This window comes from Paenibacillus faecis, assembly GCF_008084145.1.
Taxonomy (GTDB): Bacteria; Bacillota; Bacilli; order Paenibacillales; family Paenibacillaceae; genus Fontibacillus; species Fontibacillus faecis.
In genome coordinates, this window is record NZ_VSDO01000003.1 from 371,544 (window position 1) to 389,115 (window position 17,572).

Annotated in this window: 16 protein-coding genes and 1 pseudogene; all 17 read right to left on the bottom strand. The window is 55.9% G+C overall.

Annotated elements, in window-relative coordinates; translation table 11 throughout:
• Positions 1-16: 16 nt before the first annotated feature.
• Positions 17-1,568: pseudogene (locus FRY98_RS15160) on the bottom strand (glycoside hydrolase family 43 protein).
• Positions 1,569-2,528 carry a carbohydrate ABC transporter permease gene (locus FRY98_RS15165; RefSeq protein ID WP_148453400.1) on the bottom strand — a complete coding sequence of 320 codons (960 nt, stop codon included), beginning with the start codon at positions 2,526-2,528 and terminating at the stop codon, positions 1,569-1,571. It lies immediately after the preceding pseudogene.
• A 2-nt stretch (positions 2,529-2,530) separates the two neighbouring features.
• Complete coding sequence (locus tag FRY98_RS15170) at positions 2,531-3,496, bottom strand: ABC transporter permease (protein ID WP_148453403.1); 966 nt, start codon at positions 3,494-3,496, stop codon at positions 2,531-2,533.
• 76 nt (positions 3,497-3,572) lie between these two features.
• A complete protein-coding gene (locus FRY98_RS15175; protein ID WP_148453406.1) occupies positions 3,573-5,243 on the bottom strand; it encodes an ABC transporter substrate-binding protein in 1,671 nt (556 codons plus the stop codon).
• A 127-nt stretch (positions 5,244-5,370) separates the two neighbouring features.
• On the bottom strand, positions 5,371-6,930 hold the full coding sequence (locus FRY98_RS15180) for a response regulator transcription factor (protein WP_148453409.1): 1,560 nt from the start codon (positions 6,928-6,930) through the stop codon (positions 5,371-5,373).
• Positions 6,920-8,755 (bottom strand): sensor histidine kinase, encoded by a 1,836-nt coding sequence (locus FRY98_RS15185; RefSeq protein WP_148453412.1) that lies wholly within the window; start codon positions 8,753-8,755, stop codon positions 6,920-6,922. Before FRY98_RS15185 ends, FRY98_RS15180 begins: the two co-directional genes overlap by 11 nt.
• A 20-nt stretch (positions 8,756-8,775) precedes the next feature.
• On the bottom strand, positions 8,776-10,332 hold the full coding sequence (locus tag FRY98_RS15190; RefSeq protein WP_148453415.1) for a helix-turn-helix domain-containing protein: 1,557 nt from the start codon (positions 10,330-10,332) through the stop codon (positions 8,776-8,778).
• Positions 10,333-10,509: 177 nt separating this feature from the next.
• Complete coding sequence (locus tag FRY98_RS15195; RefSeq protein ID WP_148454509.1) at positions 10,510-10,986, bottom strand: small multi-drug export protein; 477 nt, start codon at positions 10,984-10,986, stop codon at positions 10,510-10,512.
• Positions 10,987-11,143: 157 nt separating this feature from the next.
• The gene (locus tag FRY98_RS15200) at positions 11,144-11,755 is read right to left on the bottom strand and encodes a flavin reductase family protein (protein WP_148454511.1); all 612 of its coding nucleotides are present in this window, start codon (positions 11,753-11,755) and stop codon (positions 11,144-11,146) included.
• A gap of 45 nt (positions 11,756-11,800) precedes the next feature.
• Entirely contained in the window at positions 11,801-12,409 is a 609-nt protein-coding gene (locus FRY98_RS15205; protein ID WP_148453416.1) for an alpha/beta hydrolase, read from the bottom strand.
• Positions 12,406-13,356 (bottom strand): ring-cleaving dioxygenase, encoded by a 951-nt coding sequence (locus FRY98_RS15210; RefSeq protein WP_148453419.1) that lies wholly within the window; start codon positions 13,354-13,356, stop codon positions 12,406-12,408. Before FRY98_RS15210 ends, FRY98_RS15205 begins: the two co-directional genes overlap by 4 nt.
• Positions 13,357-13,370: 14 nt before the next feature.
• A complete protein-coding gene (locus tag FRY98_RS15215; protein ID WP_148453422.1) occupies positions 13,371-13,991 on the bottom strand; it encodes a nitroreductase family protein in 621 nt (206 codons plus the stop codon).
• Positions 13,992-14,054: 63 nt separating this feature from the next.
• Positions 14,055-14,456: a DoxX family protein gene (locus FRY98_RS15220; protein WP_148454513.1), complete on the bottom strand. Its 402-nt coding sequence runs from the start codon at positions 14,454-14,456 to the stop codon at positions 14,055-14,057.
• A gap of 141 nt (positions 14,457-14,597) precedes the next feature.
• Positions 14,598-15,041 carry a MarR family winged helix-turn-helix transcriptional regulator gene (locus tag FRY98_RS15225; protein WP_148453425.1) on the bottom strand — a complete coding sequence of 148 codons (444 nt, stop codon included), beginning with the start codon at positions 15,039-15,041 and terminating at the stop codon, positions 14,598-14,600.
• 144 nt (positions 15,042-15,185) lie between these two features.
• Positions 15,186-15,950, bottom strand: coding sequence for a GNAT family N-acetyltransferase (locus FRY98_RS15230; RefSeq protein WP_148453428.1), 765 nt, complete (start codon positions 15,948-15,950; stop codon positions 15,186-15,188).
• An 18-nt stretch (positions 15,951-15,968) separates the two neighbouring features.
• Positions 15,969-16,478 carry a GyrI-like domain-containing protein gene (locus FRY98_RS15235; protein ID WP_148453431.1) on the bottom strand — a complete coding sequence of 170 codons (510 nt, stop codon included), beginning with the start codon at positions 16,476-16,478 and terminating at the stop codon, positions 15,969-15,971.
• Between the two features lie 82 nt (positions 16,479-16,560).
• Complete coding sequence (locus FRY98_RS15240; protein WP_148453433.1) at positions 16,561-17,514, bottom strand: helix-turn-helix transcriptional regulator; 954 nt, start codon at positions 17,512-17,514, stop codon at positions 16,561-16,563.
• Between the last annotated feature and the right edge of the window lie 58 nt (positions 17,515-17,572).

The window sequence follows — 17,572 nt, forward strand, 5'->3', positions numbered from 1 at the left end:
TTCGAGTTTACTCCCTTTATTCCGTTCGCTGCTCAAACCAGTCAAACCGGGCCGGGGCTGCGCTGCCTTTCCCGTTACCGGTCGCGTACAGACCGACCACTACGCCGGTAAAACACATTTTATTCACGAAGTCCTCGGGCGAGAGCCCCCGGGCGGAACCCGCCGCCAGCCGAACCCAAACCCCGTCCTCCAGCGAATATAGCAGGGCGTATTCCTCCGAGTCCGCGGTGATTTTCAGCCGGACGCGTCCCGCCTCCGTCTCGACCGCCGCCTCTTTGACCGTTTGTCCCCGAGCCGTCAAACGCGCGGCGATCTTTCTTTTACCGTCCTGCATGCTGAGGAAGATTTCATAATGCGCGTCCTCATCTCTCCGCGCGCATATTCCCGCTTCCTCCCCATCTTCGAGCGGATCGAATTCCAGGCAGGCGCTCCAAGCGGCCCGGACTTGCCGCTGTCTGCGGCCGACGAACGCCACCTGGCCGACATCGTTCAAGCCCGCGGCCTGCCCCCGCAGCGTAAGCCAACCCGGGCGTTCCGCGAGCGACCAGCTTCCTTCCGCGGGATTCCGCAGGAAGGTCCAGGCCGGATCCAAGCGGCCGCCGTCGAAGTCGTCCCTGCCCTAGGCTTTCGCTGCAAGCGGGGAAGGGGCGCCCGGGATTCGCGGCACGTTCATTTCCAGGTTGACGAGGCCCTCGTTGTTGTCGATCATCGGCCACCCGTCTTCACTCCAGTGCACCGGCGCCAAAAAAGTCTCCCGGCCCAGGACGCTGTAGCCGTCGCCGACCAGTCGAACGCCGAGGAACACGGCCCACCAGCCGCCGCTCGGGTCTTCAATCAAGTCCGCGTGCCCCAAGTACTGGATGGGGTGGTCGATCCCCCGATGCGTCAAAATCGGCTGCGGGCACATTTCAAACGGTCCGTAGGGATGGGAGCTCCGCCCGATAATTTCCCGATGCTCTTTGGCCGTTCCGCCCGACGCGGTCATGATATAGTAGAAGCCGCCGATTTTATACAGATGCGGCCCTTCCGTCCACGGGCCTCCGTCTCCCCGCCAGATTACGGCCGGTTCGGTCAGGGCGCGGCCCGTTTCAATGTCGATCTCGTACTGGATGACATGGGAGTCGTAATCCGCTCCCTGTTGGGCGGTGACGTAAACCCCGGCCGTCATCGTCAAACATCAGGGACGGGTCGATCCCGCCATAGGGAACGGGAATCGGATCGGACCATGGGCCTGCCGGATCGGTCGCCGTCACGTAAAAGTTCCCGATCCCCCGAACATCGGTCGTAATCATGTAAAAGACACCGTCATGGTAGCGCAGCGTTGGGGCGTAAATGCCGTCGGAACTCCGGCGGCCCCGCAAATCCAACTGCCCGATCCGGTCCAGTACGTGCCCGATCTGTTCCCAATGGATCAAATCCCGGCTGCGGAAAATCGGGACGCCCGGGAAATACTCGAAGGAGCTGCAGATCAGATAAAAGTCATCCCCGGCCCGCGTGATGCTCGGGTCGGGGTAGAAGCCGGGAAGAATCGGATTGGTATACGATATCGCATTGAAATGCTTGTTCATCTATTCTTTTACACTCCCCACGTTAAGTCCGACGACAAAGTACTTTTGCATGAACGGATACACCAGAAGAATCGGCACGGAAGCGACCACCGTAACGGCGGCGCGAATGGACAGCGGGGTTACCATGGAAGCCGCCGCATCCTGCGTCATCCCCGCCCCGGCCGCCACAGCCGGATTGCTGTTGGCGTTCATGCTGGACGAGAGCAGCTTCATCAACTCGTACTGCATCGTACTCAGCTCCTGCCTGGAGGAGGTGAACAGGAAAGCGTCGAACCAGGAATTCCAGGCGCCTACGGCGACGAACAAGGCAATTGTAGCGAGCACGGGCTTACACAGCGGGAAGATGATCCGCCAGAAAATTTTGAAGTCTCCCGCCCCGTCGATTCTTGCCGATTCGACCAGACTTTCGGGGATCGTTCCGATATAAGTCCGGATGACGATCAGGTTGAAGGCGCTGATCATGGAGGGCAGAACATAAACCCAGAAGCTGTTGATCAAGTTCAAGTCCTTCATCAGGAAGTAGCCGGGGATCAAACCGGCGTTGAAATACATCGTCAGTACGAAGATAAATGTAATCGGCTTGCGGAACACGTACTCCCGGCGGCTTAGCGTATAGGCCAGCATCGACGTCAAAAAGATGTTGAGCAGCGTGGACAGCACCGTTCTTGCCACCGAGATGAGAAAAGCGTTGTAAATCGTCCCCGATACGAACACGGCTTTGTAATTTTGCAGCGTAAATTCTCTGGGCCACAGATAGAGCCCGCCCCGGATCGTATCGTTCCCGGCGTTGAAGGAAACGACGATCGTGTTCAAAAAGGGATATAGTGTAACGATGACAAGCAGGGTCATAAATATGGCGTTAAAGGTGTTAAAAAGAATCGGCTCCAACCGGCCTCTCCCCATCCGGCGGTTTACGGCGGCGGCAGACATCTGCCGCGGGCTGATCGTTTGATTATCCATGCTTATAACAGCCTCTCTTCCCCTAGTCGCTTGGCGGTCCAGTTTGCGATAAGCAGCATGGTTACGCTAACGACCGTTTTGAATATACCGCCGGCGGTAGCCAGGGAGTAGTTGCCCTGGGCAATACCGTATTTCAGGACGAAGATGTCGATCGTTTCCGACCAGTCCACCACAAGGCCGTTGCCTAACAGGTATTGGACTTCAAAGCCGGCCTCCAGGATATGGCCCACGGACATGATTAGCAGGATCACGATCGTGGCCTTGATTCCGGGGATCGTTACATGCATCATTTTCCGGTAGCGGCTGGCCCCGTCGATTTCGGCGGCTTCATATAAGGCCGGGTCAATGGAAGCGATGGCGGCCAGATAAATAATCGTGTTCCAACCGACTTCCTTCCAGACATGCGAGGCGCCGACAACGCCCCAGAAATATTTCCCCTCGCTCAGCCATAGGATCGGTTCCTTAATGATGTGCAGCTTCATCAGAATATCGTTGACGATCCCGTCCGAAGCCAGCGAAGTCGCCACGATCCCCGTGACGATAATCCAGGACAAAAAGTGCGGAAGGTACGAGATCGTCTGAACGGTCCGTTTCAGGAACACCTTTTTGATTTCATTCAACAGCAGCGCCAAAATAATCGCGGTCACAAAACCGAGAACCAGATTGATCATGCTCATTCCCAGCGTGTTGCGCAGCACCCGCCAAAAGCTGTCGTCCGAGAACAGAAACTTGAAATGCTTGAAGCCCACCCATTCCTGCTGGGCGAAATCCCGGGCCGGTTTGTAATTTTGAAAAGCCATCGTCCATCCCCAGACAGGGACGTAAGCAAACAATATGATATAAGCGAGCAGCGGTACCGACATATAAATCAGCTGTCTTTGGCTTTTGATGACGGACCACGTCAACGGCTGTTTTTTTCCCTTTTTCACGTTCCGGACGGCGCTTCTTTTCGTTAAAGTCTCATCCATAATTGTTCTCCCCACAGAACCTGTATTTGGGAAAGTGGAAGGCTCCTTGGCCTCCCACTTCCGGTGGATCAAAGCGTTATTTCACGGTCCAGGTATCGATTCTCCACTGCAGCACTTCATTGATTCGTTCCTCGTAGGCCTTCACGTTCAACTTGCCGATTTCTCCCGTATATTCGTTCCACACCTTATCGAACTCACCCGGTTTGGCCAAAATCGCCTGCGGCAGGTATTTGGTCGACAAGTCGTTCAGCTTCGTGTTCACGATCTTCGCTTCCGAGCCTTCCACCAGATCGACGGACCAGGCCGGGTAATAAATCGGATTCTCCGGCGGATCGCTGAAGAAGTCCACATAGCTTTCAAAGCCGTAAGCCGCAAGGAACTCTTTGTCATAAGGCTTCAATCCGGCCTGGTATTCTTCGGGCTGCGCGGCGGCGTCCGTGGCGTTGCCGTCACTGAAGTAGCCCTCCAACTTTGGACTGGACGCATACAACGTTTTGGCTTTGTTCGCCAGCTCCCAAGTCGCATCCGTTGTTTTCTTGCGCTGCTCCTCGGTTCTCAGAAAACGCCCCTTCTCGTTGACAATGTAGTCTTCGCCTTCGATGCCCCAGGTCAAAATTTTCTGCCAATCTTCCTGAATCAGACGATCCCACATTTTAAGAATGCGCACCGGATCCTTGGCGTTGACGCTGATGCCGAATCCGTTATTCAGGTTTAGTGCCGCGCGATCCCGGTAATGATCCCGGATACTCGGATCGTAGACAAGCGGAAGTCCCACGTAAGTCCGCTCCAGCTTTTCCTGCGTAATCAGCGCGTTCTCGGCGCTTTGGAAGTTCCAGTGTTGGTCGAACATCCCAAGGACCGTGCCGCTGGAAATTTTCGCCATATACTGGTCGAAGTTCTGGGTAAACGTCTCTTTGTCGATCAGACCGAGCTGATTCATATCGTTCAGCTTCTGGTAGTACTTTTTGGCATAGTCCTTGTTTGCAAAAATCTCCGCTTTCCCGTCCTTGACGACCACGCCGCCATCGTTCGGATGACCGATTAAATGCTGCGGCGCATTGAACAAGCCCCAGTTTTTCCAGTCATAGTTCAGGATTTCGAAGCCGATGGTCGGGCTCCCGTCGATGGTCGGATACTTCTCCTTGTACTTGGCGATCAAGTCGAAATACTCGTCCAGTGTCTTTACCTTCGGATAACCGAATTCCTTCAGCACCGCCTTTTGAATCCAGAATGCTGGCCCGGAGTACCAGGTCGAGGCGACCTCCCCGTTGTAAGCTCCGTAATTGGGCAGGGTGTAAATATGCCCGTCGTTCGGGTCTTTCATCATGTTCCAATATTTCTCATAGTGCTTTTTCAAATTCGGTGCATGTTCTTCGATGAGGTCTTCCAGAGGTATAAAAGCGCCGGCCGCCGTCAGCTTCGTGTTGGCGGTCATAATATCGGGGTAATCGGAGCCCGCGATCATGACGCCCAGCTTTTGATTGATATCGCCGGCCAGGAATTCGAATTTAAACGTAACGCCCAGCTCATCCTTAATCTTTTTGTAAATCTTGTTGTCCGGCGTGGGCTGCTGACCGGCTTCTCCGATAAAGGCGGTAATTTCAAACGGTCCGTCCGCCTCCTGTTCTCCGGTGTTGCTCTTTCCGGCCTTGGAAGCGTTGTTACCGCCGCATCCCGATAGGATAACGCCTAACGATAACAGCATGATCATGCTGAGCCGGAGTACTGATTTAGACTTGCCCCCCATATAAAGCACCTCCGAATTGATTTGAATACCGTTAGGGATTGTAAGCCCTTACAAGTATCTGTTCTCATTGTAAGAGCGTTTTCAAGGCCGAACTATATCACAATTAAAGCTCTTACCCCTAAAAACTTTAGATCCTGTTTTTGTACTCATTGGGAGACATGCCGTGTCTTCTTTCAAATTGTTTCAGGAACTGGCCATAGTTGGCGTAACCGACCTGTTCCGCAATGTCACAGTTTTTCATCCTTCCCTCGTTTAGCAGCGCCAGTGCTTCTTCAATCCTCAAATCATGAACCATATCGTGAAAAGAGACCCCGTTCTTCTTCATCAGCAGCTGCCCCAAATATACCGGGTGAAGGTAGAATACCTGCGCCAGTTTTTTAATGGTCAGAGCTTCCCGGTAGTGTTCCCGAATATATTGATTGATTTCTTCCACGATGCCTTTGGATTTCCGCGCTTGCTCCCGGGTGAGCGCCTCGATGCACGCTTCCCCGAAGGATTTCAAATATCCCATCATTCCCGTTAACGTAGTAGGGGCCGACATTCCGGGAACGTGATACAAAGCGAGGACCTCTTCCGCCGGGTCCCCCAGCATTTCGCGAATATACTCCGAGGTTTTGTACAGCAGGTGAATGACCGCCTTCTCCACGATCTCGGGAGCCGTGCGTTTTTCCCGGAAGCTGCGGGCCGTCGAGGTTACCGACTTCTCAAAATCGTCCGGTTTCATGAGCTGAATGGATTCGATGATCCGGTCCATCAGAGGCATTTGATCATAATGTTGACTGAAGCCTAGCGACCGTGTGGCCTCATAGGTGAAGATTTGCGGAAGATCGCCCTCCTCATAAAACCGGTGGGACATAGCCCTGGCCGCCGTGGTATAACTATGGCCGATTTCGTAGAGCGATTTGCGGCTTTCCCCCAAAGCCAGGCAAACCGGCCGTCCTGAAGCCCCGCGGATCAATTCGGTCACGACGTCTCCGGATTTCAAAGATTTCGTTTTTCCCGGCGCCTTCTCCGCGCCTTCACCGTATACCAACACGAACTGGCCGTAATCCAGATCGATCAAGTATAGGGCCTCCTTCTCCTCCAACAGAGAGGACGCCCATTCCCTGGCCTCCGGAAACCGATCCGCATCGGCTTGAACGAGGCAGCAGTTCCACGCCGCACGGCTTGCCGAAACCCTGTCAAGAAGCGGGCATGGACGGATGTTCTTTGTCTCCTGAGGGTCCGACGCCAGCAGAGATCGGATCAGGGCCGTCGTTTCCTCGTAGGCCGCAACCCGGCTGATCCGGCTCCGCTCGGCTTCCCGCAGCAGCTCGCCGCGGATTTGCTCCAGCTCCGCCGCCGCTTCCTCCGCTTCCACCGGTTTGAGCAAATAATGGGTAATCCCGAATCGCATCGCCCTTTGAGCATACTCAAACTCGCTGTACCCGCTGATCAGGGCAAAGCTCACCGCTCGGCGGGCCGGGTGGCGCTGCCAGGCTTCGATCATTTCCAGCCCGTTCATGACCGGCATATTTACGTCCGTGACGACCAGATCCGGCTCCAACTCCTCGATTAACCGCAGCCCTTCCCTGCCGTTCGAACCGGTCCCGCAAATTTCAAAGCCGAGTTTTCTCCAGTCGATCCACATCTGCATGCCTTCCAAGGCTCCCGGCTCATCGTCGACCAACAGCACTTTAAACGCCATCGATGTCCCTCCTGTCTTCATTCTGATGTTCAAGGAGCTTGATGGGGATATCGAACGATACCGTCGTCCCCTCTTCCGGGCTACTGGAGATATCAAAGCGGACTTGATCGTCATAATACAGTTCCAGCCTGCGGTACACGTTGCGGATGCCGATACTGCTCCCCGACGCGTTCTCGTTGCGTACCGACAGAATCAATTCGCGAAGACGTCCCGCTTCGATTCCGATGCCGTTGTCGGAAATGACGACGCGAAGCCGGCCGTCGGCCACAAAGGCACGGATCCGGATCAACCCCCGCCCCTCCACCGCCTGGATGCCATGCTTGCAGGCATTCTCCACCAGCGGCTGAATGCTCATTTTGGGGATTTTATAACGCAGAGCCTCCTCGTCAATTTCGCACTGAAATTCGAATTTGTCCCGAAAGCGGAACTTTTCGATTTTGAGATACATTTCAATGAACCTCATCTCTTCTTCCACGGGCACCAGATCCTCTTGCCAACTGAGCAATCTCCGCAGGAGCTTCGATAAGCTTTTGATGATATCGGTAACGTCCTCATATTGGTTTTTGGTGCACACGACCAGAATCGCGTTCAGCGTATTGAATAGGAAATGAGGGTTCATCTGGCTCTGCAGAAAGTTTAATTCCGCCCGGACCCGTTCCATCTCCAGGCTCTTCTTCTGAATCTCCAGTTTGTACACATTGTTGATCAGGGAATTGATTCTGGAGGTCATGATATTAAAGTTACGGATCAGCCCGCCGATTTCATCGCGTCCTTCATCCATCCGGATCAGATCAAATTTCTCGTTCGTCACCTTCTGCATGTGCCGCGACAGCCGCTTCACCCGATAATTGTAGGATCTCAGCATGACATAAATAAAAACCGACGTAATCAACGTAATCGCGGCCGCCAAAAAGCCGACATACAGCCGCATGTCCAGCATAGCCTTGGTGACCCGATTCCCCTGCGGAACGCCGATCAGCCGCCATCCTTTGACATATTTGGCCGTTCCAATGGCCACCTCGTAATGCCCTATACTTTGCCGATCTCCCAAATCCGCCGCAAGCTTCGGATAACCCGCGCTTTCTGCGGCGTCCCGCGGGTATCCGTCCTCCGTGGACATAATGACTTCGTTGTTCTCATTGACCAGGAATAAATTCAGATAATCCCTTTCGCGCGCGAGCACATCATAAATCAGGTTTAAATCGATATCGATTCGTAACAGCTTGTCAAAAGTGCGGTAATAGTTGTAATAGTCCATGTTTTCAATCACGCTCAAGTAGGGGGACGTCAGTGTCCGGTTGTCCGCCTGCTTCTCGCGGTAGGCCGCCACCATCACGGACGCATCCGATTTTTCCCACATCCGGTACCATTCGCTCTCCCGGACCTCCTGATTCATGATGTGATAATTGCTGCCCGGAACGATGGTGGGGTTCTCCGTAAATATATCGATTCGCGAAATCTGGTTATTGACCGGAATATAACTGCTGACCCGGTGCCTGAGCTGCTCGTCGAACGCCGCGTAGAAATCGGGCGAACCCTTGTAAATCCGGTCCAGCATCTCATACAAGGTCTTATCGGTATTCAAGGCGTGGCTGACGGCCACCCCGCCTTCGATGAAATCATGAATGTCCTTTCTGGCCCGTTCCAGTGAAATTTCTAGGTTCTGTTCCTCCCGTTCCCGGATCAAACCGGACATCCGGTCCATAAAGAGCAAATTCATGACGACGATCGGCAGCAGCACGCCGACAATATAGATCACAATAAACTTGTAGTTCAAAGGGATGTCGTTGACGATTTTGGTGAAACCGATCTTTCCTTTCCGCATATGAACACCGTCCCGGGAAGTCATTCCGCCCGCTTCCGCTCCGACTCTTGCTTATAGGCCGACGGAAGCACGCCCGTTTTGCTTTTGAATTTGCTTATAAAATAATCCGCGTTCGGGTAGCCGACCTGCAGCGCGATCTCCGTAATTTTCATCTGCGTGCGCTTCAGCAGCCTTTTCGCCTCATCGATGCGTTTATCGTGCAAATACTCGTTAAAGGTTTTGCCCGTCTGTTTTTTGAACAGTTGGCCGAGGTAAGTGGCGTTCAGGTGGTATTGCTTGGCTAAGTCCTGAAGCTGCAGTTTGCTCCGGTATTCCCGGTCCACATGCCGAATCACGTGAAACATCGTATTGTTTTCGTTTTTGAGCCGCAGCTCGGAAAGAAGCGAATCCGCTTCGCGGCAGAGGCCGTGGATATACCGCTTTAACGCCGGGTAATCCCGGACCTCGCTTAACCGCCCGCAGTTTCCCTGTACGCGCTGCATGTACGCGTCCGGTGCTCCTTCCATTTCCAGAACCACCCGGCAAAGGCGAAATTCCAGATCGGCCACATGAGCCTTTGCGGCCGCAAGCCCGATCCGGCGTCCGAGCAGTGCATCGAAAACCTCATCCAAAGCCGAGTCAAGCTTGGCCGTGTCCCCGTCGACCGTGCAGTCCAGGAGGCAGCCGAGCTTTTCATTGAGCAGTGCGTCCTGCCGGGGCGAAGCCGTGTTCCGGTCGCGGAAATAAAAAAGCCCCGCTTTCCCCTCGCAGCGTTTCGCCTTGCAGAGCTCCTTCGCCTGCAAATAGAGTTCGCGGATCGAGCGGATCCCTTGCGATCTCCCGCTGACGGCGACGATCGCCGACGAAGGGGCACCCGTCCCCGGTCTCCCGCACGGCCGGCTCGGCGGTAAGCCAATCTCCTGCAGCCGGTGTTCCGAATGGACGGACGCCGGAAGAATAAACCCGATGCGGGCCGCGCCATCTTGAAAAGAGCGCAGCGGCTCCTCGGGAAATAGAACGCGGAATTGACGTTCTACCTCGGCGTAATCCTCCACGCCGTCCACCAGCACGCAGACCAGTTCTGCGTCGGGCGGAAGGTTCAAGCCCCGGATCGCTTGCTGTTCCAGGTCTTCGTTGTACTCGCCCTGCGTCAACCGCCCCAGGATATGGCTCGCGAACAGCCGCTGCCGCTGTCTGTGGGCTTCTTCCGCCGCAAGTTCCCCCTGGATTTGAGAGCCGAGCCGCCGTAAAATCGCCTCGATCTCTTCTTCATCGACCGGCTTCAGCAAATATTCCGCAACCCTTTGGCGCATCGCCGTCCGGGCGTAACCGAAATCGTCGTAGCCGCTCAGCACCACGAATTTGGGGGGCCGCTTCAGCGCCCGGTTCGAACGTTCGATGAGCTCCAGACCGCCGATCACCGGCATTCGTATGTCCGTCAGCACCAGTTCGGGCATGAGCCGCTGGATCAAGCCGAACGCCTCCGAGCCGTTGGAGGCCTCGCCGCATACTTGAAAACCGTAATGCTCCCACCTGATCATGGTCCGGAGCCCCTCCAGAACCAACGGCTCATCATCAACCAAAAGAACATTCATCATCCGTTCATCCGCTCCTTTGGGCGATATCTTTCCTTATACTTGACAGATATCCGGAATGTAAGCGTAACCACAACTATATGCTACCATACTTGTATGGTAGTTGGAATACAAAAATAAGGGGCTCCCGCTCCAATATACAGACGAAAAAAAACTCCTCATAAAAGGAGTTTTTCTCGCCTAGATCCAGTTAATATAGCTAAAGCCATATACGGAGCTCACCGTCATGACGACGGTCCATACGGCCAGGCTGACGCCCATCCAGCCGATGACGCGGGTCCGCGAAGAACCGAACGTCAACGCCATCAAAGCCGCGAGGTCCGTGCCGACCAGCACCGGCGCCAACAGCGCCAGCCCGGGCAGGCCGTAGCGCTCCCACAGGTTTCTGGCGCGGGTCTCCCTTTTGTTCTCGGCCGCGACGCCTTTCGCCGCTCTCCGTTTGTCGCGCCAGTTCCGGTACGTATTGAACAGGAGCCCCAACAGTACGATCATAAGAAAATTGCCGGCAAATCCTACGACGGCGACGGCGATCGGCTGTAACCCCCAGACGATTCCGGCCGGAACCACGATAAACACATCAAGCCAAGGCGCGGCCGCCAGCAGAAATAGAGCGGCATATTGCCAGATCCCCTCGGCCTGTTCTGCCCATTCCAACATGTAAGTCTCTTCCCCCAGTCCGATGCTTTGTGAAGCGATGCCTTGCGATGCAACTCCCGCTCCCTTTAAGAGCGTAATCAAAAAAGCGCTCCCCCGCAACCTTTGGCTGCGGAAGAGCGCTTCGATTCCATTTCGGCCGATGCTACACCGTTCGCTGCTATTCCGGCCGCTCCAAGGCGAACACGCCGCCGATCCGGGCGTAATTCTGCCCGGCCAGCCGGCTTACGGCCCCCAGTCCGTCGGCGTCGATGCGTCCGTCTTCATAGATCGCCTCCGCGATATGAAACCGGACCACCCGGCCGATCAGCAGGTCGGCCGCCGGAGCGTCGGCCGTGCCGCCGAGCGGAAGGCTCCGCTCCAGCAGGCACTCCATCCGCACCTTGGCCTCGGCCACGCCGGGCACCGGGATGCACTCGCTCGCGACCGGCGTCAATCCCGCCAAGGCAGCCTCGCTCTCCTCCGGCGGCAGGGCCGCCGCCGTCGCGTTGACCTGCGCGATGTAAGCTTCATCCGCGATATGGACCACAAAAGCCCCGCGCTCCAGCGCATTGCGGGCCGTATCCTTGGACCGTCCCTGCTTGCGCTGGACGGAGACCGAAATCATCGGCGGATCGGCCGTCACGATGTTGAAATAACTGAACGGGGCCGCATTCAGGGTCCCGCCGGCGGACAGCGTGGTCACCAACGCGATCGGCCGCGGAATAATCGTCCCCGTCAGCAGCTTGTAATTGTCCCGTTCGCTCTGGCGATCGGGGTCGATCGAACGCATAACCGGCGGCATATGCTTGCCCTCCCCCTCTCTCATCAGGCCATTTTAGGCGAATGTCCGTTGATACCATGCCGAGGCGGCGTCAATCTCGGAAGCGGACAGCTGGTGTCCGGACACTTCCCAATGAACCGTCACCTGGGCCCCCGCTTCCGTCAACAGGCGTTCCAACTCCTCCGTCTCCTCCGGCGGACAAAGCGGGTCGTTTCTGCCGGCTCCGATGAAGACGGGAACTCCGTCCAAGGCCGGCAGGTCAATCCCGCGCCGCGGCACCATCGGATGATGCAGAATAGCCCCGCGTAAGGCGTCTTTGTGATGAAAGAGCAGACTGCCGGCGATATTTGCGCCGTTGGAGTAGCCGACCGCGACCAGGTTCCCCCGGTTGAAGCCATAGGTCTGCGCCGCTTCATTCAGGAAGTCGTTCAATTCCGCGGTTCGCAGCACCAGGTCCTCCTCGTCGAAGACGCCCTCCGACAGGCGTCTGAAAAACCGCGGCATCCCGTTCTCCAGGACATTTCCCCGGACGCTCAGCACCGATGACTGCGGGGAGATGATGCCGGCCAGCGGCAGGAGATCCCGCTCGGTTCCTCCGGTGCCGTGAAAAAGCACCAGCACCGGCGCGTCCGAATTGGTTCCCTGCTGAAAAATATGCTTCATACCTGATCCTCCTTCAATATCCGAACCTCAATCGGTTCCAGGTTTGCTTCGATCAGCTTCCGCTGCTCCTCGTACCAGTCGGGCAGCATTAACTTCTCGCCCAGCTTGTCCACAGGCTCGTCCCGGGCAAATCCAGGCGGATCGGTGGCGATTTCGAACAGAATGCCCCCTTCTTCCCGGAAATAGACCGCGTTGAAATACTGCCGGTCCACAATTGGGGTGACCTGGTAACCCAGCCCCGCCAATTTGTTTCTCCAGGCCGCATGTTCTTCGTCGTCTTTTGCCCGCCAGGCGATATGGTGTACGGTACCGGCCCCGCCGTTACCCGGCTCCACCGGCTTCACGTTGATATCGATAATATTACCTAAGTCTCCGGCCGTTTTGTATCGGACGTAGGACCCGTCCTCTCCTATTTTTTCCATCCCGAATACCTGCTCCAACAACCGGGCCGTTTTCTCGGGGGACAAACTGTACAGAACCGCTCCTCCGAACCCTTTGATCGCATGGTCGGCCGGGATGCCGCCGAACGACCACGCGCTGTTCTTCCCTTCCTCCCGTTCCACCAGCTCCAGCACCAGGCCGGAAGGATCGTGGAAGCGAAGCACGGTCTCGCCAAATCTCTCCCTCTTCTCCACGGAGACCTTAAACCGGCGCAAGCGTTCCTCCCAAAAATCCAGCGTTTCCGGAGGGATCGCATACGTCGTTACGCCGACTTGGCCTCCGCCGATCCGGCCGCGCCGGGAGCCCGGCCACGGGAAGAAGGTGATGATCGTTCCCGGATGACCCATTTCATCCCCAAAGTACAGATGATACACTTCAGGCGCGTCAAAGTTGATCGTTTTCTTAACCAAGCGCAGGCCCAGAATGCCCGAGTAAAAATCGACGGTTTCCTGCGGTCCCGGTACAAATGCGGTAATGTGATGAATTCCTGCGGTACGTTGTGTCATATTTTTCATCCCCCTTATAGATATTTGACGAATTCGGCCACCGGCTTGCGGTAGCCGCGCGGGCGCTGACTTGAGGCGTCCTCTTTGCCGATCGCGATGAGCATGACCGGAACATAGGACTGCGGTGTGCCCAGTACCTCGGATAACGCCGCCGGATCAAAACCGATCATCGGGCAGGTATCCCACCCAAGGTCCTTGGCGATCAGCATCAATTGCATGGCGGACAAGCTGGCGTTGCGGATCGCTTCTTCCCGCTGGAAGACCTCGCCCCGCTCCTCGTAGAACGCGAGGGTCGACGCAACCGTGAGGTCGTATTCCTGCTTGCTCATGGCGCCTAGCGTAAGCAGGCCCTCGTTGAGCATGGCCACATCTTTGTAAGCGTCGGGATTTCCCATCACCGCGATCACGGCGGAGGCGGTACGAATCTTGTACTGCTTGTTGGCCGCCTCGTATACTTTTTCCTTGAGTGCCGGATCTTTTACTACGACATAATGGGCATGCTGCAAATTAAATGCCGAAGGGGCGTATTTGACCAGATTGAACATCTCATTCAAATCCTGCTCCGGAATGTCTATGCCCTGGATAAACTTGCTTGCCGAACGGCGGCTTTTCACCAAATCCGTAAATTCGCTCATGGTATAGTCTCCTCTTTTTCAATCATTTTTATAGAATCATTCGTCCAAGTGAGTTAATCCCTCTTAAAAGATCAGAGCGTCCAAAGAGTACGCACCCGCGCCCGTTAATCCCACTGCGACGGCAACGGCGATGATAAGCAGAGGATATTCGGAACCGTTCGCCGTGGACCAATAGCCGTTCTTGCCGTGAACCGTAACGATCGCCATGACCATGGTTGCCACGATCAACGCGGCCCCGAGCGGTGTCAACAGCCCGGCGGCAAACAACAGACCGCCGACAAACTCGCCCAACCCGGCCAACACCGCCATCAACACACCCGGCTTTAAGCCGAGGGACTCCATCCAGCCGCCGGTTCCTTTTGGACCGTAACCGCCGAACCAGCCGAACAATTTCTGCGCCCCATGCGCCATAAACGATAATCCGACCACCAAACGCAAAATGAACAACCCGATAGCTATACTCATCATTGATTCCATCTCCTTTGAATTTGTACTGTTACAATATTGAGAATCTCATTATTAAGATATTAGTTTTAAAAAAGGGCCCTAAGCTTTCTCCGCTTAGGCACCGGCCTTTCGCTTCTTCCGTCAAGGCATCACTCCCGGCTACTTAAACCCCTCCTGGGCGTATTTCCCCAACTTCTTCAACAGGGCGCTGGCCACCCGTTTCTCCTCGTCCGTCAACCCGGCGGTTGCCCGGGCGATGACTTCCGCATGCTTGGGAAAGACTTCTTCGATAAACCGGGAGCCTTTCTCCGTAATCTCCGCGTAAGTCAATCTCCGGTCTTCCGTGGAGGCTTTGCGGCAGGCGAGGCCTTTCTGCTCCAGCTTGTCGACGACATACGTAATATTACCGCTGCTCATTAAGACTTTGCCGCCGATCTGTTGAATCGGCTGCGGCCCTTTGTGGTACAGCAGTTCCAGCACCCCGAACTCCGTTCGCGTCAGTCCGTATTGGCGGATATCCCGGTCCGTGTGGGCCCCGACCCATTGACTGGCCCGCGACAGCGCGATGTGCAGATCAAGGGCGTCCTGTTGTCCATAATCCATAAAAATCTCCTCCCTTCCTTTTCGCCGTCCTATTGTGCTTCCTCATTTATCTTAATATGATTTATCTCGATGTCGTTTATCTTGATATTAAGATAATTCTTTTTTCGACCATTGTCAACCCCCGTTATAAAAAAAGAGCCCGCCTTAGGTTTCCCCGGCGACCCCTTCGAGAATCTGTTCCAGTTTTTTTCGGCTCATCATTTCATGGCCGACGTACCGGCCGTTGTAGAAAAAGGCGAACGTCGTCCAAGGCGCGGGCGCCTTCTGCGCCTCTTCCCGCGACATGATGCGGTGCGCCCGAAACGGGATGCCCCGTTCCTCCGCAACGGCCTGCCAATCCTGCAGCACCCCGGCGGCAAACGGGCATTGCGGCGTGTAATACACCACCAGGCCGTCCTCGTTCACGGTCAGCGCTCGGGCGGTCTCCTTAAAGGACGGCAGCGGAGCCGCGTCGTTCCATCTCAACACCGCCAGCTCATAGTAAGGCTCCGCCTCGTCCACGACTTCAAAGCCGTGATGGAGAAAAAACTTCCGCTCGCTCAAGTACGGCATCTTTTTGTCCGAAAACATATGGACCACGCCGTCCATCCCCCGCTCCCGGGCATCCGCCATACAGCGCTCCAGCAATTTTCGCGCGTAGCCCTGGCCTTTATATCTCCCGCTGACCCACAAGCAATTGATCATCATATAATTGGGGGCGTGCACGGGAACCCAGGCCGCCTCGGCAGGCAGGTATTCGATGAACACTTTGGCCCGCTCGTTCAGCCTGACAAACGTGAGACCCTCCGCCATCCGGTCCTTCAACCAGTTTTTTTTGCTGTTTACCGCCTCCTCGTAGGCTTTCGCTCCCAGAGCGCAGCAAATGTGCTCCCGATCCAGCCGTTCGGGCGTCATCTCGATTAATTCCATGCTCGAACCCCTCACCTTTTAGGATTTTAAGGCAATGTAGATGGATACGACCGCATTCTCCGGATCGAAGTTCCGCAAATCGTACAGCTCGTAATCCGCCGTGTAAGCCCTCTGCTCGGCCGAGTTTTGGAAATAGTTCCAAATCCGCCCCCAAGCCTCGCCCACTACCTGATAGACCGGGCCCCGGCGCGTTTCAAACACTTTATATCTGGCGGCCGCAAGGCGAGCTTCCCCGTACCCGTTTGCTTCCTGAGGACCGTCATTCGGCTGCCCCTGCCATTCATGGCCGAGAATCACCGTATACGCCCCGGAGGCATCGCTTTCGTAATCGGTATAGACCGCATAGAGCAGATGCGGATTTTGATGCTTGTCCGGATGTGGAGCACCTTCGCGGAAATAGCGGTCCCACAGTCCCGGCAGCCGCCCCTCCGGGCCGCCTTCCTCCGCATTGGTCGTCCGCACGGAGATCCCGGCCACCCGAATTTCCCGTTCCAGCTTGAACTCTTGCAACTCTTGCTCGTGATTCATCGTTGTATCGCTCCCTTCAAAGATATTTTTATTCTACAGGAGCGACCTGGACATCAGTCTGTCCAGTTTAAATTCGATTCCGCTAAGATTCGGAAAAATTTCCGCTTTCATAGACGCGGACGATACGCTCAGCCCGGGATTTGATCTCCTCCGCCAAAGCGGGCGGGTGCTCCACCCTGACCAGATCGCCGTAGCTGAGCAGCACTCCGCAAAACCACTCATCCACCGTAAAGCTGCCTTCCACTTGAAAACCGCCGTCCGGGTGAGCCGTGATTTGCTCCGGAAAAAACGTGTCCCCGAACCGGTATCGCGCTTCCGCCCGAAACACCAGCCGAACCGCGGTCTCTTCCCCGCCCGACCAGGACTTGTTCCATTCGTAGCTGTCCAGCCTCGGGGCTTCCCGAAGCTCGAAAGTTTCCGCCAGCAGGTTCAACTCCTGCATCCGGGACAACCGGAAAGTCCGGAAATCGTTGCGCTCCCGGCAAAACGCCTGAAGGTACCAAACGCCGCCCTTCATGACCAGAGCCGTCGGCTCCACGGTCCGGCTCTCGTCGCTCCCATCCTGGCGGACATAGATCAAGCCGGCGAGCCTGCGTTCGCGGATAGCCTGACGGAGCAGGGCCAGTTTTTGCCTGGCCGTACTTCCCTGGCCCCAAGGTTGGAAATCAAAGATCACGGTTTCCCCCTTGGTTTCGGTATGGCCCTCCTCCGATTGGAGCAGCGCTTTGAACTTCTGCACCAGGTCATCGTAGGTGCGGTCCTGGATCGCCCGGCTCGCCCCCTTTACGGCGGACAGCAGCGAGCCGATTTCCTCCGGCGTCATCATATGCCTGTCCAAAGTATAGCGGTCCATAATCTCAAACCCGCCGGACGCGCCTTGCAGCGCCATGACCGGGATGCCCGCGCGGCCCAGCGTTTCCATGTCCCGGTATATCGTTTTGACGGAGACCTCAAACCGCTCCGCCAGCTCCTTGGCGCTCATCCGGCCGCGATTGAGCAGCAGTACGGTCATCGCCAACAGACGTTCCGTTTTCATCGGGCCCCCGCACACCCTTCCCGTTTCCGTTCCCTATCACTATGCAAAATAGTACTTC

Excerpts from the sequence above, each read along its gene's own strand:
- FRY98_RS15165 (WP_148453400.1), bottom strand. The coding sequence starts at position 2,528 with ATGGATAATCAAACGATCAGCCCGCGGCAGATGTCTGCCGCCGCCGTA.
- FRY98_RS15170 (WP_148453403.1), bottom strand. The coding sequence starts at position 3,496 with ATGGATGAGACTTTAACGAAAAGAAGCGCCGTCCGGAACGTGAAAAAG.
- FRY98_RS15175 (WP_148453406.1), bottom strand. The coding sequence starts at position 5,243 with ATGGGGGGCAAGTCTAAATCAGTACTCCGGCTCAGCATGATCATGCTG.
- FRY98_RS15180 (WP_148453409.1), bottom strand. The coding sequence starts at position 6,930 with ATGGCGTTTAAAGTGCTGTTGGTCGACGATGAGCCGGGAGCCTTGGAA.
- FRY98_RS15185 (WP_148453412.1), bottom strand. The coding sequence starts at position 8,755 with ATGCGGAAAGGAAAGATCGGTTTCACCAAAATCGTCAACGACATCCCT.
- FRY98_RS15190 (WP_148453415.1), bottom strand. The coding sequence starts at position 10,332 with ATGATGAATGTTCTTTTGGTTGATGATGAGCCGTTGGTTCTGGAGGGG.
- FRY98_RS15195 (WP_148454509.1), bottom strand. The coding sequence starts at position 10,986 with ATGTTGGAATGGGCAGAACAGGCCGAGGGGATCTGGCAATATGCCGCT.
- FRY98_RS15200 (WP_148454511.1), bottom strand. The coding sequence starts at position 11,755 with ATGCGTTCGATCGACCCCGATCGCCAGAGCGAACGGGACAATTACAAG.
- FRY98_RS15205 (WP_148453416.1), bottom strand. The coding sequence starts at position 12,409 with ATGAAGCATATTTTTCAGCAGGGAACCAATTCGGACGCGCCGGTGCTG.
- FRY98_RS15210 (WP_148453419.1), bottom strand. The coding sequence starts at position 13,356 with ATGACACAACGTACCGCAGGAATTCATCACATTACCGCATTTGTACCG.
- FRY98_RS15215 (WP_148453422.1), bottom strand. The coding sequence starts at position 13,991 with ATGAGCGAATTTACGGATTTGGTGAAAAGCCGCCGTTCGGCAAGCAAG.
- FRY98_RS15220 (WP_148454513.1), bottom strand. The coding sequence starts at position 14,456 with ATGAGTATAGCTATCGGGTTGTTCATTTTGCGTTTGGTGGTCGGATTA.
- FRY98_RS15225 (WP_148453425.1), bottom strand. The coding sequence starts at position 15,041 with ATGGATTATGGACAACAGGACGCCCTTGATCTGCACATCGCGCTGTCG.
- FRY98_RS15230 (WP_148453428.1), bottom strand. The coding sequence starts at position 15,950 with ATGGAATTAATCGAGATGACGCCCGAACGGCTGGATCGGGAGCACATT.
- FRY98_RS15235 (WP_148453431.1), bottom strand. The coding sequence starts at position 16,478 with ATGAATCACGAGCAAGAGTTGCAAGAGTTCAAGCTGGAACGGGAAATT.
- FRY98_RS15240 (WP_148453433.1), bottom strand. The coding sequence starts at position 17,514 with ATGAAAACGGAACGTCTGTTGGCGATGACCGTACTGCTGCTCAATCGC.